Origin of the sequence: Secundilactobacillus pentosiphilus (assembly GCF_002217985.1) — a bacterium.
GTDB classification, from domain to species: Bacteria; Bacillota; Bacilli; order Lactobacillales; family Lactobacillaceae; genus Secundilactobacillus; species Secundilactobacillus pentosiphilus.
In genome coordinates, this window is sequence record NZ_BCMI01000018.1 from 1 (window position 1) to 26,374 (window position 26,374).

The window sequence follows — 26,374 nt, forward strand, 5'->3', positions numbered from 1 at the left end:
CCCTGTTAAATATGCTTTAATAGCTATAATTTTAGTATCCCAGGAAATTTTAGTCATAGAAATACCCCCAAAGTTGTTTCCAACTTTGGGGGTACACGTCATTGTGGCACACTCTTTTTATTTTTAATGCTATCCAAAATTAGTGTGAGTTCTTCGACGTTGTTTCCTTTACGATTCGTTTGATCCAATTTAACAGCGGCTGACGGTTGACCCCCACTAAGCCAATGGCTTCCACGAACAGCTCCAAGCCAACTAAACTAGCAATGGTTAAGCAGATGGTACCCCAGGTTGGTGAAATCGGATACATCAGTGAGATAAATGCGAAAATCAACGCAATACCGTAAATCACTAAAACCGTCTGACGGTGTGTTAGCCCGATTTGCATTAGCCGGTGATGCAAATGGTGTTTATCAGCATGTGAAATCGGTTGTCGATTCAGCATTCGCCGTAGAATTGCATAAACCGTATCCGTAATAGGGACACCCATAATAACCACGGGAATAATGACGGAAATAAACGTCACGTTTTTTAAACCATACAGTGAAAACACCGACATCATAAAACCGATGAACAGGGAACCAGTATCGCCAAGATAGATACGCGCGGGGAAAAAATTGTATGGCAAAAAGCCAACCATTGCGGCCACTAAGGCAAAGATACTAATCCCGACAAAGGTGTTGGCAACGTTCAAGAAGAACAAGCCAGTGATCCCCATTGTGGACAAAGCAATAATCCCAACACCGGTTGCCAAACCATCCAGACCGTCGATTAAATTCACCGCATTGGTAATTGCAAGGATCCAGATCCAAGTAATCGGCAAACTTAGCCACCCCAGTGAAACCAATCCCACAAAGGGAATCGTAATGTGGCTCATCTTGACACCTGCCGCAAAGTAAACGACCAACGCAGCAATTGAAATGCCTAAAACTTTCTGTCGAGGCTTTAATTCAAAAATATCATCAATGACACCAGTTGCAATGATGACGCATTCCCCCGCAAGCACTCCCCATAGCTGACGGGTAGGAATTTGGAACCTTAATAGGAAAACCGTTGCGAAAGTATAGGAAAGGAAAATGGCCAAACCGCCCATCGTCGGCATTGGCACCTTGTTCACTCTCCTTGCGTTTGGTTTATCAATTGCGCCTACCCGGAACGCCAACTTTCGGACGAACGGTGTCAGGATAGCGGATAAAATCATGGTTGCAACCAAACTAACAATGATTTCAAACTTCATAGTAGTTTCCTCTCTTCATGACACATGGTTCTATTATACAAATGGTTTTAAGTAAACACAATCTCATTTCGAGAACAACTCAATACAAGAACACCGATGTCCTTTGACTACAATCGATTTGAAAAAATTTGCGTGGCTCAATAAATGATTACCTTAAACTGAACCTCTAACCAAAGGCCCTCCGAAAAAAGAAGCATTTAAAAAACAGCGCAATAACTTCCAAATCAAGAATGGAAATTACCGTGCTGTTCGATTTAATTAACGTCTAAATAATAACTCGGATTTGCACTTAAATAATCAATGCAGATGAACCATCGACGCAAAGACGGGTACCACGAGGTCGACCACAATTGAAATGATGACCACCGCAATTGAAGCCATTGACCCCTGAATTGAACCAAGTGTCACAGCCTTTGCCGACCCAAGCGTATGGCCAGCAGTTCCTAAACCTAAGCCAACCCCCACCGGATCACTGTCCAGTCGGAATAATTTAATCAGCATATCAGCAACCGCATAAACGAGGACTGCGTTTAAAATGCATGCCATTGCTGTAACGGCTGGTACACCGCCAATCGAGCCTGAAATCGGCATTGCAATCGCGGTCGTCGCCGCAGTTGGCAGCAGTGACGCAATCATTGAATTATGCAATCCAAGTGCTTTTGATAAGGAATAGATCAGGATTAACGAAATAATCATACCAATAATTAATGATAACAAAATTTCCAACCAGAATTTTTTAACAACGTCATTCCTCCGGTAAAGTGGGATTGCAAAAGCAATGGTCGCCGGATTTAAAAACCAAAAAATAATATCGCCACCGGGTTTATACGCCGACTGATAAAAATGGGGCAGCGAGACGCCGAACCATTTGGCCATCAACCAAAGAATAAGAATGCCCAAAACCATTCCGAAAAATAATGGCTGAAACAGGAAAAAGCCACCTGAAATTTTAAATAGGTATTGACCAATTAAAAAGACAGCGATTGATAAGAAAATGCCGAAAAAGGCAATGTGATCAGCTTTGGGATCTAGTCCATTCCCAAAAAAGTCAATCCAATTCATAGTATGAAACCCCTTTCAAAACTGAGCAAGAAAACTGGTTTTAATGCACTTCTGTACTCTTATGGAACACTTTTCGACTAATAGCCATTAGCACAGCGGTCGAGTAGGCAGTCACAATGAGCATAATAATCGTTGCTAAGATAATGGTGATAATTAGCATCACACCATTCCAAGCACCATCATTTGTGAAAACGCTCAGTGAATTTGCCATCTGAATTCCTGATGGTACAAACAAAAAGGCAATGATACCAATCAAAAAATCAGCCAGTTTCTCAACCTGATAAAGTTTAATGATGTGTGTGGCCAATAAGACATACATTAGAACTAAGCCGATCACGGGTGTTGGAACTGGAAAAGATTTAGGAAATAACGGTGAAATCAACGAAGAGACAAAGAGTACGCCGGTAAAAATTGCAATTTGGTACAAAATTGGCGCAGGCTCATGTGTGTTCTCCGTGCTTTCAGAATTCTGCTGCTTATCTGACATAATGAAAACTCCTTTCACTACGTTAAGTAGATCAACACAACCATCTTTTAATACCTCTAACACTATAACCTTTAAGTAAGTATAGTAATCTTAACTCAAAAAGGCAACCTTAAACACCTTTAAACATCGGCCGTAAAAAATCGAAATATGCTTGAGAAAACCCGAGATGAATGATTTTTTAAACCCTCTGCGAATTTTCTTAGTATTAAAAAAAACATATGGATCTATTTAAATCATCTAAAAATTAAAAACCATCTCAGCTAAATCCAAGCTATGACATTCATTTACAAACAAAAAAAGACCAATTCATCAAAGAATTAGCCTTTTCTGTAGCATTTGAATGCTGAGGTACTTAAAATATCAAGCACCGAAACTGACTTTCCAAGAAAATTCGAACGGCAGAACTATTCTGCATCGAAGTGATACTTGCCCTTCAAGTAGTAGTAGAAAGGAATACCAATAGCAGTCAGAACAATCCCAATTGCGGCTAATGTGAATTGAGTAAACAAGGTGTTAACCAGGATAAACAACCCACCTAACAGCGCAATAATTGGAATTACAGGGTAACCAGGTACCTTGTATGGCCGTTTCAATTCTGGTTCTTTCTTTCTTAAAATCATAACTGCGGCAAATGCCATGCAGTAGAATAACCAGATAACGAAAATCAGCATGTTAGTGATGGCATCAAAAGCGTTAGTCATCATCATAATTGATGCAATAATCAATTGAACGATACCACTGAACCATGGAATCTTGGTGTTCTTAGTCAATGCACCGAACAAGTTGCTAAATGGCAGTTTGTGTTCTTCGGCCATGGCCAAAGGAATTCTCATACCAGTCATAGTATAACCGTTGATCGTCCCGTAAACAGAAATCAAAATACCAATCGTAACGATCTTACCACCAAAGCCACCAAAGAGAACTTTAGAAGCATCGGAAGCAACGTTCAAGTTACCGATAACAGCGTTGTGTGCACCAGCTAATGGTAACAGCATCAAGAACACAGCGTTAACGATCAAGTAAACAACCATAATCAAGCCAATACCAATTGAAATAGCTTTTGGTAAGTCTTTGCTAGGGTTCTTCATTTCACCGGCAATGTTACCAACGTGGATCCAGCCATCATAAGCAAACATCGTTGCCAACAGGCCTTGGCCTAAGCCAGTCCAAAGACCAACGTGGTGACCTGCTTGAATAGGGAACAGTGAGAAGTCAACCCCGTTAGAACCACCGTGAATTAAACCAACAACAACAATCAAAGCAAGTGGAATCAACTTAATAACCAGTGTAATTGATTGCAGCATACCAGCAGCTTTGGCACCCATAAAGTTAATCAGAGTAACCGTGATCGCACAAACGATCGCTATTGGAACAATCGTGCTGTTCCCTAACCCAAATAAGTTAGCAACCTGGGTCCCAAAAATAATGGCTAAAGCAGCAACATTAGCTGGGAAATAAATAATTGCTTGTGCCCATCCAGCTAAGAAGCCCCAAAAACTGCCATACGTGTGTTGAATATACTTGGTTAAACCACCAGTTTCAGGAATAGCGGCAGCCAATTCGGCACCAGTTAAACCAGCACAAATACTAATCAAACCACCAACTAACCAAGCCGTCATTGCTAAACTGGTTGAACCAGTAACCTGTGCCACTTGGGAAGCTTTAAAGAACACCCCGGCACCAATAACAGTACCCATAACGGTGGCAAGGCCAGCGAAGAAGCCAATTGACTTCTTCAACTCATTTTCTTGATTTTCCATTACATTGCCCTCCTCTTTTTACTTCGGACTCTAAGAAAATAAATCGATAATAAACAAGCGAACCATATTACAGCCAAAACAATAGATACTAGCATATTAGAATCAAACAGTAACATAACCAGCACAAACAGGAAAAACGCGATTGTTAAAAAATCAGTAAATGGGTAACCTGGCATTGGAAATATTAACTCATCAGTCTGCTTTACTTTCCGCCTATAAGCAATATGACATACCATCAGCATTACCCAAACGAAGATAAAATTGACCGTCGCCATGCCTGAAATAAGTTTGAACACGTTTTTAGGAATTAAATAATTTAACACCACTACCAATAATAAAACCAGCGATGAAAAGTTAAGTGCTGCATTAGGAACGGAACTTCTGCCAATCTTCTTAAACCGCTTAGGTGCATTACCACCCTTAGCTAGCGCGTACAAAGTCCGGCTCGTACTGAAAATAGCACTGTTGCAAGCTGACATCGCCGCAGTTAAAACCACGAAGTTAACAATGCCGGCAGCTGCTTTTACACCAACATCAGCGAAGACCATGACAAACGGACTCTGAGTTGCTGACAGCGAGTTCCAAGGATAGATACTCATAATAACGATCATTGACCCCACGTAGAATAAACCAATTCTAATGGGAAGTGAGTTAATTGCTTTAGGTAAGTTAATCTTTGGATCTTCAGCTTCACCAGCAGTGATACCAACCATTTCAATACCAGCAAATGCAAACAGCACCATCTGGAATGAAATCAAGAAACCTTTTAGTCCGGTTGGGAAAAAGCCCCCGTGAGAAACCAAGTTGGCAAAGCTAGCAGTGCCCGCGTTTGTCTGATAGCCAATTGCTATCATGTAACCGCCGATGATAATTAAAGCAATGATTGCAAATACTTTTACAAAAGCAAACCACGACTCCATTTCACCAAATAATTGCACACTAGCCATGTTTGAAATAAACAACACCACGATAATAATCAGCGGTGTCGCCCACTGCGGAAAATGGGGGAACCAAAATCTAACGTAAATACCGGAAGCTGTTAAGTCAGCCATCGCAATATTTATCCAGCATAACCAATAGGTCCAGCCAGTAACAAACTCAAATCCATCACCTAAATATCTTTTAACGAAATCAATGAACGAATGTAGCTTTATATCTGAAAGCAACAAATCCCCAATTGCACGCATTAAAAAGTAACAAAATATTCCAGTAACAGCATAAGCTAATATTATTGAAGGACCTGATTCATGAATTGCCGTGCCAGAGCCGAGAAATAACCCGGTTCCAATCGCACCGCCAATTGCAATCATTTGAATATGTCTGCTCTTTAAACCTCTAGAGAGCCCGGGACCATCCTTCATTAGCAAACTACCTCAATTCTAAAAAATTTTAACAAGAGCCCCGTCGCATAAAAGAATTCATGTTTGGGGGCTCAAACGTCTCAACTATCAAGTTTTTAAATCATGTCAATCTTTTAAGATCAGCCATCTCATTAAAGGTAATAGCTAGCATCTAGTCAAGACTAAATGAATATTAGCCAATACCACCCTTAGTATCAACAGGGCTGAAGAAGTGATCAATGATTGATGAAACCTTTTGCAAGTCAACGTTACCACCAGATACAAGGGCAACAGTCTTCTTGTTTTCGAGCCACTTCTTGTCGATCTTGCCAGATTCGATAGCTGCAGTTGGTAATGCACCAGCACCTTCAACACAGATCTTAGTACGTTGCATTAAGTCCTTCATAGCAGTGGCAATTTCGTCTTCGTTAACCAAGATGATTTCATCAACCAAGTTTTGAACGATAGGGAATGTCTTGTCACCTGGTGTAGAAACATCAGTACCATCAGCTAACGTAAAGTCATCGTGGTGGAATGTGATCTTACCAGCATCAACAGAAGCTTTCATACCATGAACGTTTTCTGATTGAACACCGATAACGTGAATTGATGGGTTAAATGATTTCAGTGCAGTAGCAATACCAGAAATCATGCCACCACCACCAACAGGAACAATAACCGTGTCGACGTTCCAGATCTTGTCAAGAATTTCAAGACCGATAGTACCTTGGCCGGCCATAACGTACTTGTCGTTAAATGGATCAACAACCGTTAAGCCTTCTTTTTCGGCACGTTCGAACATCCATTTGTGGGCATCATCGAAAGTAGCACCGTGAATATCAACTTCGGCACCGTAACCACGGGTTGCGTCACGCTTCATTTGTGGGGCTTCGTCAGGCATAACGATGGTTGACTTAATACCCATTAATTTAGAAGTTAAAGCAACACCTTGGGCATGGTTACCAGCTGAAGCAGCGATAACACCACGTGCCTTTTCTTCGTCACTCAAGTGGTTGATTTTGTTGTTAGCACCACGGAACTTGAATGAACCAGTTAATTGCATGTTTTCAAGCTTCAGGAAAACGTCACCATGTGCAACGTTTCTTGAAAGAAACATTGATTGGATCAATGGAGTGACACGAGCATACTTGCTAACAATTGCGCGAGCTTCTTCGATATCTTGGATGTCTAGAATATCTGCGGTTTTTTGAACAAGACTATTTGTAGCCATAATAGTGATACTCCTTTTTACAAATTTATTTGTAAGGTAATAGTTTAAATTAAATCAGTTCTCATGCATATGTTTTCACAAGTTTTCCCAAAACATAATAGATTCGGAAAACTTCCAAATCTATCATATTTATCTATTGTGAAAATTTGCTTAAACTGGACTTTACAGGCTTAACTTTTCGTATGGTAAGTCTAATGATTTACCTAAACCTTCATTAACGATCGTACCATTGTAAATGTTAATGCCTGATGCTAATGCTGGATCAGCCTTAGCTGCACCGTCAATGCCCTTATCAGCAATTTCAAGCAAGTACTTCAAGTTACCTGCTGCAAGTGCCATAGTGGCAGTACGTGGAACAGCACCTGGTTGGTTCGGAACAGCGTAGTGAACGATACCGTCTTTAACAAAGACAGGATCATCGATAGTTGTTGGTTGATCAATGGTTTCAACGGTACCACCTTGGTCAATGGCAACATCAACAATAACACTACCCTTTTTCATGGTCTTAACCATGGATTCCTTAACCAACTTCGGTGGCTTAGCTCCTGGAATTAAGATAGTTGAAATAAAGACATCTGCATCTTTAATTTCCTTAGCCAAGTTCTCGTCGTTTGACTTAACGACGCGAACGTTTTGACCAGCAAATTCCTTTTCGAGTTCCTTGATGCGTTCATCTTTTAATTCGATGATAACAACAGAGCAACCCAAGCCTAAAGCCATCTGTGCGGCATTAACGGCAGCGTTCCCACCACCAAAGATAACAACGTTTCCAGCCTTGATGCCAACATCAGGAATACCTGGTAGTAAGACACCTTGACCTTTATGTTGAGCTTCCAAATAGTAGGCACCCATAATCACAGAACGTCGACCTGCGATTGCACTCATAGGTGCTAACAATTCCAGCTTACCATCTTTAACAATGGTTTCACCACCAATAGCAGTGGTACCAGCCTTCATCATAGCTTCAACAGTTGGTTTTGATGAAGCAAGGTGTTGAAAGCCCCAAACAATCTTTCCTTTGGAGAAATACTTGTACTCTTCTGGATCTGGTTCCTTAACCTTGATGATTAAGTCTGCTTGCCAGCCCTCTTCGTGGCTAACTAGCTTTCCACCAGCTTGCTCGAATTCTTCGTTTGAGAAACCGGCACCAACACCGGCGTCTTTTTCAACGAGGACTTCGTTTCCTGCATCTACCATTTTCTGAACATTTTCGGGGGTAGCCGCTACACGGCCTTCTCCTTCTTTTTGCTCCTTGATAACTGCAATCTTCATTCCAACACTCCCTTTAGGATTTATATTTGACGTCAACAATATGATAGCGCTTCCCCTGTTTTCTGTCAATCAATTTGTGAATAAATGAATCATATTTTAGATTAAATTTTTCTCATATTTTTGCTATAGTGCGGTCCCTCAGCCTTTTAGAGCGACAAGGTCTCAGCAATATTTAAATAAAAAGGCACCCCAAATATCGGTTATTCATCTAAGACTTAAATACATAAGATATCACAAATTTTCACATATTAAAAACATTATGTTTTTTTACTTGCCTTAACCCGCTTTTTATCGATATCACCCTTTTTAACTGGTCTTTTTAATTTTCAATAACAACTCTTTTAACTGATATTTAGTCCGCATTAACTTAAATTCAGCAAAAATGATCGGCCACGACTCAATTTCCAACTATTATGTTGTGAAATACCGTTCATTATTCCTGTAAGCCACATGGCAATACTGTAAATTTAATCTGGCTGGTGAAAACTAAGTCTAACCTCTTCCTTATTGTGAATAACTTCCTTTGTTCGTGATTTGATCTTTTGAAGCCAAGCTAAATTTACCTTTTCTTTTGAAAAACAGTCCTATATGCGCGCTGATTCTTAGATAAACTGGTCATCAAAATCCGTCTTATTATCCTCTATGATCAGGTATTCACCAACTTTCAAGCTGCTATAAGTAGTACAACAGTTTAAATTTGATACGGATTTTTCGGTTAAATTATAATTTAATTAGCTTTACGCATTCCCGAACATTAATTAATTGTGCAAAATTCATTAACTTGTCTACCTAATTGCTTGTGAAATATTAAAGCGCTTGCCAAAGCGTAGAAACCCCCGTCTATAAAGGCCTAAGCAGAATCACTAAATTTAAAAAGCGTAATTAATTGTAATCGCTTACGTAACAATGATATGATACAACCATAAAAGTTGATGTTGTGTTTCAGTGTTACGTTCTAAGGAGGTAAATAAATGGCTAACTCACTCGATAAATTTCTATCGTCAAGTCTCTCAGATTTGAAGTCAAAGGGTTTACTAAACTCTATTGATACTTTGCAAAAACCGAATGGTCCGATTATTGAAGTTAACGGTAAAGATTTGATTAACTTAGCATCAAATAACTACCTTGGGTTTGCAGACAAAGCTGAATTGATTGCAGCTTGCGTAGATGCTACTGAGAAGTGGGGTGTTGGTGCAGGTGCGGTTCGTCCGATTAACGGAACATTAAGTATTCATGATCAGCTCGAAAAAAAGATTGCTGAATTTAAAGGAACAGAAGATGCTTTAGCCTATCAATCAGGCTTCAATGCTAACATGGGTTCCATTTCAGCTGTTATGGATAAGAACGATGCCATTTTGTCAGATGAGTTAAACCATGCTTCGATTATCGACGGCTGCCGCCTCTCCGGTGCTAAAATCATCCGGGTTAAGCACCGCGATATGGCAGACCTGGAACAGAAGGCTTCAGAAGCAGTTGCTAGTGGTTTATACAATAAGATTATGTATATCTCAGACGGTGTTTTCTCAATGGACGGTGATGTTCAAGATCTGCCATCCGTAGTCAAAATTGCTGAGAAATATGATTTAATTACCTATATTGATGACGCTCACGGCTCCGGTGTTATGGGCAAAGGTAAGGGAACGGTTAAATCATTTGGCCTTCAGGATAAGATTGACTTCCAAATGGGCACCCTTTCTAAGGCTGTTGGTGTAGTTGGTGGTTACGTTGCTGGTAAAAAGCAATTGATCGACTGGCTGAAAGCACGTAGCCGCCCATTCCTATTCTCCACTTCGTTAACACCAGGATCTGCAGCCGCCGTTATTGAAGCTTTGGATGAAATTATGAACCATCCAGAATACGTTGAACAACTCTGGGACAACGCGGCTTACTTCAAGAAGAAATTAAGCGGTTTAGGCTTCAACATCGGTAAGTCCGAAACCCCGATCAGCCCCGTGATTATTGGGGACGAAAACAAGACCCAGCAATTCTCACAATTATTGCTTGAAAAAGGTGTTTATGCTAAACCAATTGTTTATCCAACTGTTCCTCTGGGAACTGGCCGAATCCGTAACATGCCGATCCGGACACACACTAAGGAAATGTTAGATAAAGCCATCGATATTTACGCAGAAGTCGGTAAAGAATTGAACTATCTATAAAAAGGGAGATGAACACAATGAAAAAAGTATTAATTACAGGTGCGTTAGGTCAAATTGGTTCAGAATTAGTTGAAAGATTACGGAAAGATTTAGGCGAAGATAACGTCATTGCAACTGATATTCGGAAACCTGAAGGTAACCCAACCGTAGAAAGCGGCCCGTTTGAAGTGTTAGACGTTAACGATGGCGATGCCATGTTAGAACTGGCTAAAAAGAATAACGTTGATACGGTGATTCATTTAGCAGCGCTGCTGTCAGCCGTTGCTGAACAAAAACCGCAAATGGCCTGGAACTTAAACATGACTGGGTTATATAACGCTTTGGAAACGGCTCGTATCGTTGATGCTGAATTCTTTGCACCAAGTTCAATCGGTGCCTTTGGTCCTAATACGCCTAAGGACAACACCCCTCAGGATACAATCATGCGCCCTACTACCATGTACGGGGTAACTAAAGTAGCCGGTGAATTATTAGAGGACTACTACTACACTAAGTTTGGTGTAGATACCCGAAGTGTTCGTTTCCCTGGTTTAATTTCTTACAAGACTTTACCAGGTGGCGGTACTACTGACTACGCTGTTGATATTTACTATGAAGCTTTGAGGAAGAGACACTACACCAGCTTCATCAAAGAAGGCAGCTACATGGATATGATGTACATGCCAGATGCTATTGATGCCGTTGTTAAGCTTTTGAACGCTGATCCAGATAAGCTGGTCCACCGGAACTCATTCAACATTACGGCAATGTCCTTTGAACCTGAAGACATCAAGAAATCAATTCAAAAGATTATTCCTGACTTTGACATGGATTACGACGTTGACCCAGCTCGTCAAAAGATTGCTGATTCATGGCCAAACTCGATTGATGCTACTGCAGCTAAAGAAGAATGGGGCTTCTCACCTTCTTACGACCTCGATAAGATGACGGCCGACATGCTTGATAAGCTTAAAGATCGAATTTAGCTTTAAAAAACGAAGATACCGTGACATCATTCGGTAGATTCCAGAATTTAACACCCAAAACGTCCTCCCGATGGTCTTGATCGGGAGGACGTTTTTTTGCTGTTGCATGGTCGGAGAATGGCCGGAACCTAAATTATGGAGCGGTTTAAGGCTACATTAAAGGCGCGTCTTACGTTGTATTTTAGTCAAGAAACCGACTGGAATCCTTATCAGTATAGACTTAAGTCACAGCCCCTCAAGCACCCTGTTTTTCCACTGAAGGCGGATTGATATAAAGCTACTCGCACACTAAAGCTCAAATTCCGACTAACCTAATAATGCCTGCTCCGACAAAGTCGCCGGAACAGGCATTATTAGGTTAAGTTCTGCGATCTAACGCATTTTATCGATCAATCCCAGAACGAACCTTAAATCGTTTAGTTGATTACTTCTTTAAGTGATAACTGTATGTCGAAACAATAATGTTTTGACGTGTATTCAGTGCGGTCCGCAGTCTTAGAGCAGTTTGGTTATGCAAAACATTTTGCCACGGCCGACGTGGTACGAATTGCGGTACCAAGACGGTAGTCGTAAAGTTGCGTTCATTTGCCCGCTTAGCAATTACATCGCAGAACCGTAATGTTGGCGTGATGATCGACCGGTAAGACGAGTGAATATCAACAAACCGAACATCAGGAAATTCGACTTTAAACTTCTGCGCCGTTTTATGTTCCTTACGCGGATTCTCATCAAACGAGACGTGCATGGCAATCACGTAGTCACCTACTGAACGGGCATAATCAATGGCGTGAGCCGTTACTTGGGTCACATCACTAACTAACACGATGACGGTTGCCCCATCGTACTGGTGGTTAACTGCGTCACTATCCTCACTGACACGCAGTTGGTGCGCAACGTTAATGTAGTGACGATGAATTCGGTAGAACATGTAGATCACAGCAGGCATGACAATCAGATAAGGCCAAACGTTAGGAAAATGCAGGAAGAAGAGACAAACAACCAGTGCAAACGAAATGAAAGCTCCCAGGAAGTTAATGCAGGCTTTAAGTTGCCATTTACCCTCACGAACTCTAAACCAGTGCCGTATCATTCCGGATTGAGATAACGTAAATGGCACGAAAACCCCAACGGCGTAAAGTGGAATTAACAGGCTTGTTTTCCCATGGAAGATGACAATCAGGAAAATCGCCCCAATGGCAAGTGAAATAATACCGTTTGAGTAACCTAACCGATCCCCACGGTCTAAATAAGCATGTGGCAAGAACTTATCCTTAGCCAGGTTGTAAGCCAGAATTGGGAAAGCCGAGAACCCAGTGTTAGCGGCAACTGCCAAAATAGCAGCCGTAGCTAATTGCAACAGATAATAAATCAAACCATGACCAAAAACAGCTTGACCAATTTGTGACAAAACGGTGTTATCAGCCATCGGCTTAATGCCTAGGTAGTAACTTAAGAAAGTAATACCACCGAAGAAGAACGCCAAAATTGCCGCCATAATGGCAAGTGTTGCACTGGCATTATGACTCTTAGGCTTCCGGAAATTAGGCACCGCGTTACTAATCGCTTCAACCCCTGTCAGAGACGAAGAACCACTGGAGAACGCACGGAGGAACAGTACCAGGGTCATTCCCTGGACTGGAGCACCAACGGCCGCTGAGGCATGGTATGCAACGTGCCCGGTAACGATTTCAAAGATTCCCCAGCCAATCATGATAAAGATCATGAGGATAAAGAAGTAAACCGGTAACGTCAGCAACGAGGCTGACTCTCGCAACCCTCGCAAGTTCATTCCCATAATCATCAAAACTAAAATGATTGAAATACCGACTTGGTGAGCACTAAGGGCGGGTATTGCAGAAATAATAGCATCAGTACCAGAAGTAACAGAAACCGCCACGGTCAGCATATAATCGACCAGCAGAGAGCCACCAGCAACTAACCCAGCCGGCTGCCCCCAGTTGGTTGTTGCAACAACGTATGCGCCTCCCCCTGATGGGTAGGCGTGAATGATTTGTTGGTATGACAACGTGATTGCGAACAGTAAAACCAAAACTAAAGCAGCAACCCAAAGTTGGTACATCAACGCTGCTGCTGAGAGTGTGATTAAAACTGTTGTAATTTGTTCAGTCCCATATGCGACTGAAGATAACGCATCAGAAGAGAGTAAGGCCAGCGCTTTAAACTTAGTTAACGCCTGTCCGCCCTCGTCCGTTGTCTTCAACGGCTTACCAATGAGTAACCGTTTCAAATAACGCCACATGATTTTTACTCCTTTATCGACGAATAACAGCTATCAACCACATGACCACAGTAGCTGATAGCTCCCTTCGAAAATTTATATCTAAAAATAGGTGAATGCCGCAAATGGGTATGCAAAATCAATTGGTATTGTACAACAAACCATCACGGGAAAGCAAGCTGTTAAAAAACAATCAGCAAAGCTTGATAAATAAACCCCAATAAACGATTTATTCTGATTAAAATCAAGCGTAATCTTCATCATCACGCCAACAAAAAAGCACCTGAAACGACCAGTCGTTTCAGGTGCTTTATTAGCATTTAAACGATAACGGTTTAAACGGGATATTACATCATACCGCCCATACCTGGTTGTGCAGGTGCAGCTGGAGCAGCATTATCATTCTTTGGTTCGTCAGCAACAACGGCTTCAGTAGTCAATAGTAATGCAGAAACTGAAGCAGCGTTTTGAAGTGCTGAACGGGTAACCTTAGTTGGGTCAACAATACCAGCGTCAACCATGTTTTCGTATTTATCAGTCGCAGCGTTGTATCCTTCGCCAGGCTTCAATGTCTTCATGTGTTCAACGATAACAGAACCTTCAACACCGGCATTTTCAGCAATTTGACGAACGGGTTCTTCCAGAGCACGACGAACGATAGCAACACCGGTTGCTTCATCGCCTTCAGCTTCTTCTTCAACCTTTTTAACTGATGGGATAACGTTGATCAATGCAGTACCACCACCGGAAACGAAACCTTCTTCAACGGCAGCACGAGTAGCGTTCAAAGCATCTTCAATACGGTACTTGCGTTCCTTCAATTCTGTTTCAGTTGCAGCACCGACACGGATAACAGCAACACCGCCGGCCAACTTAGCCAAACGTTCCTTTAACTTGTCGCGATCAAAGTCAGAAGTCGTTGCTTCAATTTGAGTCTTGATTTCTGAAACCCGTTCCTGAATCTTGTCCTTAGCGCCGGCACCTTCAACAATGGTTGTATCGTCCTTAGTAACGTTAACCTTGTTTGCTTGGCCAAGTTGATCAAGTGTCGCATCCTTCAGGTTCAAGCCCAAATCATCGGTAATAACGGTACCACCGGTTAAGATAGCAATATCTTGAAGTTGTGCCTTACGACGGTCGCCAAATCCAGGAGCCTTAACAGCAACAACGTTAAAGGTACCACGCATCTTGTTCAAAACAAGCGTTGGTAATGCTTCACCGGTAATGTCGTCAGCAATAATTAAGAGTGAACGGCTTTGTTCAACAACTGATTGTAACAATGGTAAGATATCTTGAATGTTGGAGATCTTCTTATCAGTGATCAAGATGTATGGATTGTCCAAATTAGCTTCCATCTTGTCGTTATCAGTGACCATGTATTGTGACATATAGCCACGATCGAACTGCATGCCTTCAACAACGTCCATGCTGGTATCAACACCACGGGATTCTTCAATGGTAATAACACCATCGTTGCCGACTTTATCCATAGCATCAGCAATCAAATCACCGACTTGTTGGTCTGCAGAAGAAATGGAAGCAATCTGGGCAATATCGCTCTTAGTTGCAACTTTGTGACTCATATCATGCAGCGCCTTAACGGCTGCAGTTGTTGCCTTTTCAATTCCGCGACGGATACCAACTGGGTTAGCACCGGCAGTCACGTTTTTCATACCTTCGTTAACAATGGCTTGAGTCAATACCGTAGCAGTGGTAGTCCCATCACCAGCGATGTCATTAGTCTTTGAAGCCACTTCAGCAACTAACTTAGCGCCAAGGTTTTCAAAGTGGTCTGACAATTCAATCGACTTAGCAATCGTCACACCGTCATTAGTGATGGTTGGGTTGCCGTATGATTGTTCCAAAACCACGTTACGGCCCTTAGGACCAATGGTTGTTTTAACAGTATCAGCTAATTTATCGACACCGGCAAGCATTGATGCCCGAGCGTCTTCTGAAAACTTAAGTTGTTTTGCCATAATTTAACTTCACCTCATAAAATAATTTAGTTTAAAGATTTAGTTCTAGTTAGATTCCGAAACTAGTCGACGATTGCGACAAGATCCTTTTCGTGAACAACTAGATAAGAGTCACCGTTATACTTAACTTCAGTGCCTGCGTATTTATCAAATAAGACAGTGTCGCCTTCTTTAACACTTGGCGCAACCTTGTCACCATTGTCAAGCACACGGCCACTACCTACAGCAATGACTTTACCAGTTTGTGGTTTTTCCTGAGCATTGCTTGCTAGTACGATGCCACCAACAGTTTGTTCTTCTTCTTCTTGTGCTTGTAAAATTACACGGTCTCCTAACGGTTTTAACACTTGAATCCCTCCAATAAATATAAGTTTTTAGCACTATTAGCACTCACCTAACATAAGTGCTAACCACAGTTAATACTATAAAATTATTCCCACCCAAATGCAAGTCATTTACCTAAAAAATCGGTAATTTACTAAATTTTGTGAAGATGTCAGCCAGTTTATGGGAAAACAAAAAGCAACCTCCCGTTCAGTTCGTTAACTGATCGTAAGACTGCTTCTTTTCATTCCTATTTAGTTGTTATCATTTAAATGGTCAACCTGCTATCATTTGTGAACGACTAGTTTTCTTCATTATCATTATAATGATCCAAGAAGTAGATCAAGGTTTGCAGTTCATTCGTCAAATCAACGTTTTGAACCCGAACGTTAGTTGGTACCGACACCCGTAATGGCGTAAAGTTAAGAATACCGACAACGCCGCCGGCAACCGCATCATCCGTTACGTTTTGGGCAACGGATTCAGGCACCGTCAAAATGACAATCTTGATTTGCTGATCTTCCAGCTGCTTTCTTAATTCTGACATTGGATAAATTGGGACACCGCTCTGAACGGTATTAGCCAAGTCCGGACGGATATCAAATGCAGCACTGATCCGGACGTTACTGTTCTGATGAAAATTAAAGTTTAAAAGCGCATTCCCTAAATTACCAACACCAATTAACGCAACGTTAGTCAGCTTATCCTGGTTTAAAATCTTTTTGAAGAATTTTAATAGGGTATCAACGTCATACCCGTACCCACGTTTTCCAAGAGCACCAAAGTATGAGAAATCACGCCGTATCGTTGCTGAATCAACCTTAACAGCCTCAGAAAGTTCCGTTGATGATACGCGGTTTTTCTCGGCATCATGCAATATATTTAAGTAACGATAATAGATAGGCAACCGTTTTGCAGTGGCTTTAGGAATCTTAATTTCTGCCAATTTTCTTTCCTCCCCGTGAACTTTACTTGATTAAAATAATCGGTATAACGTATTTTTTAATCATTAAAATTATCGCGATTTTATAAAAATAACTAAGCTTGTGAAAACATCATTCTAGTTAATTGTAGCATACTGGCTCGTTTTGTGAAATAATTTTCAATAAAAAATCATGAACATTTCATCTGCCCTATCAGATTCTTACTATTTAATGGTAAAATAGTTGCACATAGAAAGGTAGCTGATACGACATGTTATTACAAGTTCAGCAAGTAACACGCCGGTTCGGCGCGGATACTCTTTTTGACAATGTCAGTCTGGATGTTCCCGAACATGGACGGGTAGCACTTGTTGGCCGGAATGGTGCGGGCAAGTCGACCTTGATTCGCATGATTACGGGAATTGATGCACCAGATGAAGGTAAAATCATCTATAAAAAAGGGATGACCATTGGGTATTTAGCCCAAGATACCGGTCTTGATTCGAATAAATCAATTTGGGAAGAAATGGCCAGTGTTTTTCAGGACCTGCAGGACCAAGAAACTGAATTACATCATTTGGAAGAACAAATGAGTGATCCAGAAGTGATCAATGATCAAGAACAGTTTGAACAACTTTCAAAAACCTATGATCAGCGGCAAACTGCTTTTAAAAATAATAATGGCTATGGCTACCGGGCTGAGATTCGCGGTGTTCTTCACGGCTTTGAATTTGGCGAAGCAGACTATGACCGCTCAGTTAACGAACTATCCGGCGGCCAAAAGACCCAGTTAGCACTGGCTAAATTGCTGCTTGAAAAACGCGATTTACTGGTTTTAGATGAACCTACTAACCACTTGGATGTTGAAACGCTAACTTGGCTTGAAGGTTATATTCAATCCTATAAAGGTGCCTTATTGATTGTTTCCCATGACCGCTACTTCCTCGATCGACTGGTCACGGAAGTTTACGAAATGTCCATGGGAACCGTTACTCACTTTCACGGTAACTATTCTGCTTACGTCACTCAAAAGGCAGCGCAATTACAGCGCCAATGGAAAGAATACGATAAACAGCAACATAAAATCTCGCAGCTAGAAGACTTTGTTAACCGTAACATTGTCCGAGCATCGACGACCAAACGGGCGCAGGCCAGACGCAAACAGCTTCAAAAAATGGATCGAATGACGCGTCCAGAATCCGATGATAAAGTGGCCCATTTTGCCTTCACACCCCATCGTCAAAGCGGTAATATCGTTTTAACAGTAAAGGATCTGGCCGTGGGCTATGAACCGGATAAGGTGTTAGCACAGCCCATCAACATTGACGTTAAAAAACACCAGGCAATCGCCATTGTTGGTCCTAACGGCGTTGGCAAATCAACTCTTTTAAAAACGATTTTGGGGAAAATTCCCGCACTCGCTGGCAGTGTCTCTTATGGCACTGGCGTTGATACTGGTTACTATGATCAAGAGCAAAAGTCATTACACAGCAATAAAACCGTTTTAGCTGAGCTCTGGGATGATCACCCCACAACGCCAGAAAAGGATATCCGAACCATTCTTGGCAGTTTCTTGTTTACTGGAGAAGACGTGGACAAAATGGTTCACAGTCTCAGCGGCGGTGAAAAAGCCCGGCTGCTGTTAACCAAGTTGGCATTTAAACACGATAACTTCCTGATTTTGGATGAACCAACTAACCATTTGGATATTGATAGCCGGCAAGTGCTTGAAAATACCCTGAATGATTTTGATGGCACGATTCTCTTCGTTTCTCATGACCGTTACTTTATCAATCAAATTGCGACTTCAGTCATTGAGCTGTCCGCTAAGGGCTCCGAACTTTTCCTTGGGGATTACGATTACTACATCGAAAAGAAGCAGGAACAAGCTGCCGTTGCGGAAAAGAAACGGGCAGAAGCCGAAGAAAAGGATCCGAGCCTTGCTGTCAAACCGGTTAGTCAAAACAAGCAAAACTATCAGCAATCCAAAGAACGTCAGAAACAAGAACGAAAATTGAACCGTCAAGTAGAAATGCTAGAACAGCAGCTTAACGATTTAACCGACCAAAAGAGCCAGGTGGAAACCACCATGACCCAACCAGACGTTTTTTCGGATCAAGCAAAGATGGCGGCATTACAAAAACAGCTCGAAGAAATCACTAAGCAGATAGAAGCCACTGAAAACGACTGGGAAGAATCCTCCCTAGCCCTGGAAGACTTATCGGATTAGTTCGAGATACCAAAAGACAGATTTTCCGAGATTGGGAAAATCTGCCTTTTTTATTATCTTTAAACGTGATTAAGACGCGATCCAGTCAAACTCTAGACTAGGATCAGCATTCAAACTCATATCGCCAAACTGCTTGAGTTGATAACCGACGTAACCAGCTGCCCCGATCATAGCGGCGTTATCACCACAGAGCTTAAGCGGTGCTTTGACAAAATCAACGTTTTCAAAAGCCTTCAGCTCTAAGTCCAGGCGCTCGCGTAAGCCTTTATTAGCTGCCACACCCCCGGCTAGGATCAATTGCTTTACCGGATAAGCATCCAGTGCACGCACCGTCTTATCGGCTAGTACGTCCACCACCGCCTGCTGGAAACTTGCCGCCAAATCTTCACGATTCAGCGTTTCACCAATTTGGTCGGCATGATGAACCGTGTTGATAAAAGCGCTCTTCAGACCGCTAAAGCTAAAATCAAACGACTCTGAATCATCCATCGCTCGCGGAAAGTTAAAGGTATCCTTCCCTAAATGCGCCAGTCGGTCCACCTCTGGGCCAGCTGGATAGTTAATCCCTAACACCCGGCCAATCTTATCATAAGCTTCACCAGCTGCATCATCACGGGTCTCACCAATGATTTCAAACTTGCCCGGTCCCGCTAAATAAACTAACTCCGTATGCCCACCGGAAACTAAAAGTGCCAGTGCTGGAAATTCAATGGGCTTTACGTACTGGGCAGCGTAAATATGCCCAGCCATGTGATTGACCGGGATAAGTGGCAGATTATGGGCATAGGCCACTGTTTTAGCAGCGGTCACACCAATTAACAACGCACCAACTAGCCCTGGCCCGTACGTGACGGCCACGGCTGCTAAATCTTCATAGGTCACCGAAGCTTGCGACATGGCCAAATCAATACAGTCGGTGATCTGTTCAATATGGTGCCGACTGGCCACTTCGGGCACGACGCCGCCAAACCGCTGATGGCTCTTAATTTGAGTGGCAACAATATTGGAAAGAATTTTATCCCCATTTTCAATTACCGCCACACTCGTTTCATCACAACTTGACTCAAAAGCCAAGATTAAATTTCGTTCCACGTTCAGTTCTCTCCCTTCGTGCCCTTATACACTCAGTTTCATTAAAATGGCATCTTCTTCTGGATGATGATAGTAAGCTTTACGCACATTGACAGCAGAAAAGCCCACCCGCTGATAGAGCTGCCGCGCGCCTAAATTGGACTTGCGAACCTCTAAAAACACCTGTGTATGGCCTTCAAATGACTCAATTAGCGCCCTGATCATTTTAAATGCCCAGCCCTTTCGTTGGTGAACCGGATCCACTGCGACCCCGGTAATATCAACCTGATCTAAGACTCGTATCGCACCAACGTAACCAACCAATTGATCGTCATTATAAAAAATGGCGTAAAGTCGGTGATCCGCGACCATATCCGCTTGAAAATCTTGTCGCTGCCAACCAGTGTCACCTGGATAGGCGCGTTTGGCGACTCGCGCACATGCATCAACCAATGGGATCAACTCGGTTTTAGTCACAATTTGAATTTTATGCTTTGGCATTTTCCAGATCTCCAATGGTAATCACCATGTCAACGGCATCTTCGTGATCGCCAAAGTAATACCCCTTCTTGATGCCCGCCTTTTTAAAGCCGAGATCTTGGTATAGCTTTTGTGCTCTAACGTTACTCAAACGAACCTCCAAAGAAACTTGATTCAGCTCTAACTGACGTGCCTTTTTGATCATCACCGCAATTAAAAAATGCCCGAGGCCACGGTTCTGATAGTCTGGTACCACCGCAATATTAGTAATATGAGCATCACTTTTGGTTTCACTGAACGTGCAACCAATAAAAGCAAGCAACCGGTCATGCCGCCGCAGAACTAAGTATAATCGGTCCGTTTCACGCCGGAGTTCGCTAGCAAACGCAGACGAATCCCAGGGTGTTTGCCCACCATATACTGCCCGCTCAATGCCAAGCATTTCTGGGATATCGGTAAATTGTGCTTTTGCTAGAAAATAAGCTACCTTTTGAATCTGAACTTCATGATTTTTAATGTCTAAAACGTCCTGATACTTGGCATCTTGAATTTGAAACAGCTGCCGGTACCAGTTTTTAAACTTTTTCAACATAATCGCTACTATCCTCTTCTGGGTGTTGTTTTTGCCAATCAGCTTCCGCCTTAGTTAACCGCAGATACCGTGGCACAAAACTATTAACATCGCTTACAGGCGCCTGACGTTCGCCAAGCCGGCCTAACTGAACCGCACTTGGAAGGCTTAACTCTTCTGGATATTGAACAAAGTTTGCTTCCAGTGCCGTTTTTATTCGCTCAGTAAACGCATCGAGATCACCTAATACAACAACGGGCTCAGCCAACGCTTTAATTTGGGGGAGTAATTTTTCAAACGGAATATGCTGATCCTTAATGACCGAAACCGGCACGCCATTTTGAACACGATAAACCCCAGCAAAAACGTTGTCGTTGCGGCCATCAAACAATACCGCAACCAACTGTGTTTCACTAATGATATTAGCCGCGATGGTGGCTAGGCTAGAAACGCCTACCAGTTCAATCGACAAGGTATCCGCTAACGTTTTCGCCGTCGTTACACCAATCCTCAATCCCGTATATGACCCCGGACCATCCGCCACAACCACTCGATCCAGGTCAGTTGGCTTTAGCTTGGCCGTTTGCATCGCTTCTTGAATGATTGGCAGTAACTGAGTGCCATGTTTTTTAGTGGTTGTCACTGTCGTCGTTGTTAAAACTTGGTCATCCGACAGCACCGCTACACTGAGTGTTTGGTTAGACGTGTCTAGTGCCAGTACTTTCATTTCGTTTCAATACCCCTTTTTCTGATCCTTCAGCCATCATCATACACCTAAGCCCTACTGTCCGCCACCTAGGCTCAAACAGAGTGCTTAATTGGTTCCCAGTGAAATTCCGCTTCAGTTGCAACGTCGCCATTTTCCATCGTGATCCGGTGCTTAGTGACTATCGCATCAGGTATATCCGTCATCAAGGTCGCTTCACTGGTCACGATATGGTGGTACTGAACCTCGTTTTCAAAGCGAATGTTGATGCTAGTCAAATTGTGCCGAGTAAGAAAACTCATCGGCAAAGCGTCTAACAGCCAGTCAAAATAGCGTGCATTATTCACGTGCCCATTACCATCAATGTCAAAGTAACGGACTCGATACTGCTTCGTCATTAACTGATCGTCCTCAGTCAGGCGTTTGGGACGGGACAGACGGGGAATCATTTTGACTTCTTCGGAGTTGAACGGTGCAATAATATTATCTGGAATTGTGACGATTTTACGGCTTTCGTGATTCATCGTGACCCAGACACTTTCAACGTGCACACACTCATGTCCCGCACTGTCATGCACCCAAAACTCCCGGAAAGCAAAATAGCGGTTATAACAAGTTGCCTGAGTTGACACCTCAATGGTCTCACCCTGCTTTGGTAACCGGGTAATATCCATTTTATATTGGGTCACGACCCAGCCAATACCCTGTTTAGCCACTGTATCTGCACCAACACCCAGGGAGACCGTTTGATCTTCCGATGCCAAAATAATCATGTTAACCAGCATCGCCGGTGTCACTGTATTGGTGACATCTGTTTCGTAAAAGGTGATTTGGTGCTTTTCTGAAAAAATATTTGCGCCCATTCGTTTTTCCTCTAATTCTTATTAAGATGATGGTAAATTTGATAAACTTCCTGTTTCTTCAGCTGGCGCAAATGTGCCACTTGTTTAATCGCGTCATTGGGTCTCAGGCCGGTCTCAATAAGATGATCAACGTGTTCTTCAATGCTGAGGCCACTATAATCAGGTTCTTCACTTTCTCGTTCATCCTTTGGATTGCCGCTGACAATGACAACAAATTCCCCGCGAACACGATCGGATTGATTGGCCCACTGCAAAAGTTCCGTTAACGAACCGCGCAAGAACTGTTCGTGCTTTTTTGTCAGTTCACGGCAAAGAGACGCTTGGCGATCGCCGCCATAAACGTCCACTAAATGCTGAAGCGTTTTGGCTAACCGGTGCGGTGCCTCGTAAAAGATCTGACTTTCCGAGCGGTCCTTCAGTGCCTCTAATTCAGCAACTTGCAACTTAGGCTTTCGGTCTAAGAAACCGTAAAAATAAAACGGCTGCGGCTCAAGTCCGGAAGCAATCAACGCCGTTAACGCTGCATTAGCACCGGGTAATGGTACCACCGGAATGTTGACTTCAATACAAGCCACCACTAGTTCATGACCGGGATCACTGATCGACGGCATCCCGGCATCACTAACTTGAGCCAGATTTTCGCCAGCCTGCAGTTTGGCAATCAGTTGCGGAATCCGCTCCTGCGTATTATGTTCGTGAAAACTAATCTGCGGTGTTTCAATCTCAAAATGATTCAGCAATTTCTGTGTGTTTCGGGTATCTTCCGCAGCTATCAGGTCAACTTGCTTTAACACGTCGACACTGCGAAAGGTCATATCACCCAAATTACCAATTGGGGTTGGCACTAGATAAAGTGTGCCCGTTTGATTCTGCTTTGAAAAACTTAATTGCGATTGCAAGCTGATCCTCCTAATTAACGTTCGCCATAGATAACGTCTAAACAAAAAGCACAGGGTTCATCATTTTCCCGGCGTTTGCCGTATTCAAAGTTGCAGACGTGAAATCCTTCTTCATACAATTTCTCTAAATTTTGCCGCGACTTTGACAATTGCGGTTCAGTGTTATTGCCGTTTATGTTTTCATCATGGTCCGAACGTAAAACCTCGCGTAAATGCTGATTTTCAATTTTTAATTCCGCATTTTCTTCTAAGGTTTTCGTTACTTCATCTTGAACGTGCTCAAATTTCGAAATCATTTCTACCATTTCGGCCTGTAAGTCTTTCAACTCTTCGTAAACATCCCGTTTTGCCAAAACTGCACCTTCTTTGATTATTCAATATGTAATGAATGTGCCGCTAAACGAACATTCCTTTGGACTAGCCTTTGGGCTTCAGCTCATCCAAAATTTGTAAGGTCAAAGTCTCTAAAATACTTTGAATATTCATATTGCCAGCTAGGGCCTTTTTAGTTCCCAAGACCGCTGTTAGAATAGCTAGCAATTGCTGCCTAGTCAACGACTGTGCCAATTTCGCCATTGCCGTTTGAAGTTCTGGAAAAACAGCTGGTGCTTCAACCGACAAATATTTCACCTGCAGCATATCCTGCCAAAGCAGCACAATAACATCCAGGATCACCGCTTGATGATCCCGGTCGGAAGCCAGTGGCATCAACCCCGTCTGAACGGTTACAAACGCCATATCATCGCGTTTAGCAAGCTGGTTAAACCAGCGGCCCAGTTCGTGCTGACAGTGAGCTAACCAGTCATCTGCAATCAGTTGTTCAGCGTCTTCTAAGCTGTTCGTTAACCCGTTTAGTAACGGGATCTGGTTTTCGGAAATTTGGTGCTGGCGTAAGTCGTCAGCAAAGGCTTTAGCCGTTAAGGACGGAAATTCGACAATTTGCGTTCGGGATAAGATAGTGGCCAGCATCATACTTTTATTGGTGGTTAACAAAAAAATGACCCGGTTGGCCACGGGTTCTTCGATAAATTTGAGTAACCCATTGGCTGCATTGGTCGTCAATGTTTCAGCGCCCTCAATAATAAAGACTTTAGTAGCCCCTTCCACCGGACTCTTAGCAAATTCATCCTTAATATAGCGCACCTGGTCCACCTTAATACGCTGACCATCAGGCTCAACCGTTACAACATCGGGATTGTCACCAGCCATGATTCGGCTGCACTCAGGACAATGACCACAGGGCATACCATCTGCATTGGGCGTTTGACAAAAAAACCGCATGGCAACAACTTGAGCTACTGCCCGTTTGCCGCAGCCAGGCAACCCAGAAAACAAGTAAGCATGGCTGAGCCGATTGGTCGTCATAAGGTGAATAAAATGCTGCATGAGTTGCGGCTGCTTGCTTTCGGCTTGTTCAATTATGTTTTGTTTTGCCAAGGGCTACCTCCACTACACTAAAATTGATGAAATTGTTCAACTGGTAAAACGAATACGGTCGCACCGCCAACTTGTACTTCTACCGGATAGCCTGAAGAATTTTCCATATGGGCGTCAATGTTGACGGGCGGCGTCATAAACTGCTGTCGAGTCCTGGAAGTTTCTTGGATCAAATTAAGGACTTCTTGGACACGCTTATCGTCAACACCAATCATGTAAGTGGTGTTACCCGACTTCAAGAAACCACCGGTCGTTGATAATCGTGTTGCACCAATATCAGCCTTATTGAATTCACTGCGCAGCCGGTTAGCGTCCTTATCTTGCACAATTGCGATCACTAGCTTCATACTCAATCCCTCTTCCTGTCAATTCATTGTTGTTTTATTTTATCAGTAATCAGCGTCATTGCCTGATCAATCACAGCCGTCACGGGTTGAGTGGCATCAATCGTAACAATTCGTTCGGGAAACCTGTCGGCCAGCCTTAAATACGCTGCACGTACGCGTTTATGAAAGCTCAGTGCCTCGGCATCCAGTCGATCGACATTCTGCCGGTGTGCTTTGATCCGTGCCAGCCCCACTTCAGAGGGCACATCCACATAAATTGTTAGGTCAGGGGTTAATCCTTCAGTTGCGAACTGGTTCATCTGATAAACTGCATCCTCACCGATCTTACGACCAGCACCCTGATAAGCCACTGAACTATCAACAAACCGGTCGCATAAAACAATTTTGTTAGCCGCCAAAGCGGGACGAATGGTTTCTTGAATGAGCTGACGGCGTGAGGCAGCATACAGTAAAGCCTCAGTGCGTACGTCCATTTGGGTATTTTGAGGATCCAAGATAATCTTTCGAATGGCTTCCGAAATTTGATTACCGCCTGGTTCTCTGGTAACCAGAATGTCCGTCCGCTTTGCGGTCTTAAACCGTTCCGTAATTGCGCTTAGGACCGTTGTTTTACCAGCACCATCCGGTCCTTCAAATGAAATAAATAATCCTGCCAAGTTGGTTACCTCGATTACAATTAATGATGGCGGCCACAGGAAAATCACACGTCAGTGCAGCCACCCTTTAAAATGATACGACACTTACGATTGTACTTGATTAGAGCTGTGGAATCAAGCGCTTAGCGGGGGTCCAAAC

The 26,374-nt window shown here is 42.8% G+C and carries 24 protein-coding genes; 3 read left to right on the forward strand and 21 right to left on the reverse strand.

The window, feature by feature from the left end; translation table 11 throughout:
- Window positions 1–139 precede the first annotated feature (139 nt).
- From CES81_RS08915 to ald, 7 genes are all read right to left on the reverse strand, one after another.
- Window positions 140–1,234: a glycosyltransferase family 4 protein gene (locus tag CES81_RS08915; RefSeq protein ID WP_089121481.1), complete on the reverse strand. Its 1,095-nt coding sequence runs from the start codon at window positions 1,232–1,234 to the stop codon at window positions 140–142.
- A gap of 297 nt (window positions 1,235–1,531) precedes the next feature.
- Window positions 1,532–2,296: an antiholin-like protein LrgB gene (lrgB, locus tag CES81_RS08920; protein ID WP_089088197.1), complete on the reverse strand. Its 765-nt coding sequence runs from the start codon at window positions 2,294–2,296 to the stop codon at window positions 1,532–1,534.
- A gap of 40 nt (window positions 2,297–2,336) precedes the next feature.
- Window positions 2,337–2,783 carry a CidA/LrgA family protein gene (locus tag CES81_RS08925; protein ID WP_089088198.1) on the reverse strand — a complete coding sequence of 149 codons (447 nt, stop codon included), beginning with the start codon at window positions 2,781–2,783 and terminating at the stop codon, window positions 2,337–2,339.
- 404 nt (window positions 2,784–3,187) lie between these two features.
- Window positions 3,188–4,543, reverse strand: a complete 1,356-nt coding sequence (locus CES81_RS08930; RefSeq protein ID WP_089121482.1) for an APC family permease — start codon at window positions 4,541–4,543, stop codon at window positions 3,188–3,190.
- The gene (locus CES81_RS08935; RefSeq protein WP_089088200.1) at window positions 4,543–5,904 is read right to left on the reverse strand and encodes an amino acid permease; all 1,362 of its coding nucleotides are present in this window, start codon (window positions 5,902–5,904) and stop codon (window positions 4,543–4,545) included. Before CES81_RS08935 ends, CES81_RS08930 begins: the two co-directional genes overlap by 1 nt.
- A 172-nt stretch (window positions 5,905–6,076) precedes the next feature.
- A complete protein-coding gene (tdcB, locus tag CES81_RS08940; RefSeq protein WP_089121483.1) occupies window positions 6,077–7,114 on the reverse strand; it encodes a bifunctional threonine ammonia-lyase/L-serine ammonia-lyase TdcB in 1,038 nt (345 codons plus the stop codon).
- A gap of 162 nt (window positions 7,115–7,276) precedes the next feature.
- Window positions 7,277–8,386 (reverse strand): alanine dehydrogenase, encoded by a 1,110-nt coding sequence (ald, locus tag CES81_RS08945; RefSeq protein WP_089121484.1) that lies wholly within the window; start codon window positions 8,384–8,386, stop codon window positions 7,277–7,279.
- A 971-nt stretch (window positions 8,387–9,357) separates the two neighbouring features.
- Between ald and CES81_RS08950 the strand changes: the two genes are divergently transcribed.
- Complete coding sequence (locus tag CES81_RS08950) at window positions 9,358–10,545, forward strand: glycine C-acetyltransferase (protein ID WP_089088203.1); 1,188 nt, start codon at window positions 9,358–9,360, stop codon at window positions 10,543–10,545.
- Window positions 10,546–10,562: 17 nt separating this feature from the next.
- Window positions 10,563–11,510, forward strand: a complete 948-nt coding sequence (locus tag CES81_RS08955; protein ID WP_089121485.1) for an L-threonine 3-dehydrogenase — start codon at window positions 10,563–10,565, stop codon at window positions 11,508–11,510.
- A gap of 424 nt (window positions 11,511–11,934) precedes the next feature.
- On the opposite strand, the gene kimA is transcribed toward CES81_RS08955, so the two are convergent.
- From kimA to CES81_RS08975, 4 genes are all read right to left on the reverse strand, one after another.
- On the reverse strand, window positions 11,935–13,770 hold the full coding sequence (kimA, locus tag CES81_RS08960; RefSeq protein WP_089088205.1) for a potassium transporter KimA: 1,836 nt from the start codon (window positions 13,768–13,770) through the stop codon (window positions 11,935–11,937).
- 326 nt (window positions 13,771–14,096) lie between these two features.
- Window positions 14,097–15,728, reverse strand: a complete 1,632-nt coding sequence (gene groL / locus CES81_RS08965) for a chaperonin GroEL (RefSeq protein ID WP_089121486.1) — start codon at window positions 15,726–15,728, stop codon at window positions 14,097–14,099.
- A 62-nt stretch (window positions 15,729–15,790) separates the two neighbouring features.
- Window positions 15,791–16,075, reverse strand: a complete 285-nt coding sequence (groES, locus tag CES81_RS08970) for a co-chaperone GroES (protein ID WP_089088207.1) — start codon at window positions 16,073–16,075, stop codon at window positions 15,791–15,793.
- Between the two features lie 278 nt (window positions 16,076–16,353).
- A complete protein-coding gene (locus CES81_RS08975) occupies window positions 16,354–16,998 on the reverse strand; it encodes a redox-sensing transcriptional repressor Rex (protein WP_089088208.1) in 645 nt (214 codons plus the stop codon).
- A 248-nt stretch (window positions 16,999–17,246) separates the two neighbouring features.
- Here CES81_RS08975 and abc-f point away from each other — a divergent pair, with 248 nt between their 5' ends.
- Window positions 17,247–19,205, forward strand: a complete 1,959-nt coding sequence (gene abc-f, locus CES81_RS08980; RefSeq protein ID WP_089121487.1) for a ribosomal protection-like ABC-F family protein — start codon at window positions 17,247–17,249, stop codon at window positions 19,203–19,205.
- Window positions 19,206–19,274: 69 nt separating this feature from the next.
- Here the strand turns inward: abc-f and tsaD are convergent, their stop codons facing one another.
- The 10 genes from tsaD to tmk form a co-directional block, all read right to left on the reverse strand.
- Entirely contained in the window at window positions 19,275–20,303 is a 1,029-nt protein-coding gene (gene tsaD, locus CES81_RS08985; protein WP_089121488.1) for a tRNA (adenosine(37)-N6)-threonylcarbamoyltransferase complex transferase subunit TsaD, read from the reverse strand.
- A gap of 18 nt (window positions 20,304–20,321) precedes the next feature.
- Window positions 20,322–20,777: a ribosomal protein S18-alanine N-acetyltransferase gene (rimI, locus tag CES81_RS08990; protein ID WP_089121489.1), complete on the reverse strand. Its 456-nt coding sequence runs from the start codon at window positions 20,775–20,777 to the stop codon at window positions 20,322–20,324.
- The gene (gene rimI / locus CES81_RS08995; RefSeq protein ID WP_089088212.1) at window positions 20,764–21,348 is read right to left on the reverse strand and encodes a ribosomal protein S18-alanine N-acetyltransferase; all 585 of its coding nucleotides are present in this window, start codon (window positions 21,346–21,348) and stop codon (window positions 20,764–20,766) included. Before rimI (CES81_RS08995) ends, rimI (CES81_RS08990) begins: the two co-directional genes overlap by 14 nt.
- A complete protein-coding gene (tsaB, locus tag CES81_RS09000) occupies window positions 21,332–22,054 on the reverse strand; it encodes a tRNA (adenosine(37)-N6)-threonylcarbamoyltransferase complex dimerization subunit type 1 TsaB (protein ID WP_089088213.1) in 723 nt (240 codons plus the stop codon). Before tsaB ends, rimI (CES81_RS08995) begins: the two co-directional genes overlap by 17 nt.
- A 74-nt stretch (window positions 22,055–22,128) precedes the next feature.
- Window positions 22,129–22,896, reverse strand: a complete 768-nt coding sequence (locus CES81_RS09005) for an acyl-[acyl-carrier-protein] thioesterase (RefSeq protein ID WP_089121490.1) — start codon at window positions 22,894–22,896, stop codon at window positions 22,129–22,131.
- A gap of 11 nt (window positions 22,897–22,907) precedes the next feature.
- A complete protein-coding gene (gene rsmI, locus CES81_RS09010; protein ID WP_439951291.1) occupies window positions 22,908–23,801 on the reverse strand; it encodes a 16S rRNA (cytidine(1402)-2'-O)-methyltransferase in 894 nt (297 codons plus the stop codon).
- An 8-nt stretch (window positions 23,802–23,809) separates the two neighbouring features.
- Window positions 23,810–24,148: a DNA replication initiation control protein YabA gene (locus CES81_RS09015; RefSeq protein WP_089088216.1), complete on the reverse strand. Its 339-nt coding sequence runs from the start codon at window positions 24,146–24,148 to the stop codon at window positions 23,810–23,812.
- Between the two features lie 64 nt (window positions 24,149–24,212).
- Window positions 24,213–25,232: a DNA polymerase III subunit delta' gene (holB, locus tag CES81_RS09020; RefSeq protein WP_089121492.1), complete on the reverse strand. Its 1,020-nt coding sequence runs from the start codon at window positions 25,230–25,232 to the stop codon at window positions 24,213–24,215.
- Window positions 25,233–25,249: 17 nt separating this feature from the next.
- The gene (gene darA / locus CES81_RS09025; protein WP_089088218.1) at window positions 25,250–25,579 is read right to left on the reverse strand and encodes a cyclic di-AMP receptor DarA; all 330 of its coding nucleotides are present in this window, start codon (window positions 25,577–25,579) and stop codon (window positions 25,250–25,252) included.
- Between the two features lie 23 nt (window positions 25,580–25,602).
- A complete protein-coding gene (gene tmk, locus CES81_RS09030; protein WP_089121493.1) occupies window positions 25,603–26,235 on the reverse strand; it encodes a dTMP kinase in 633 nt (210 codons plus the stop codon).
- Window positions 26,236–26,374: the final 139 nt, after the last annotated feature.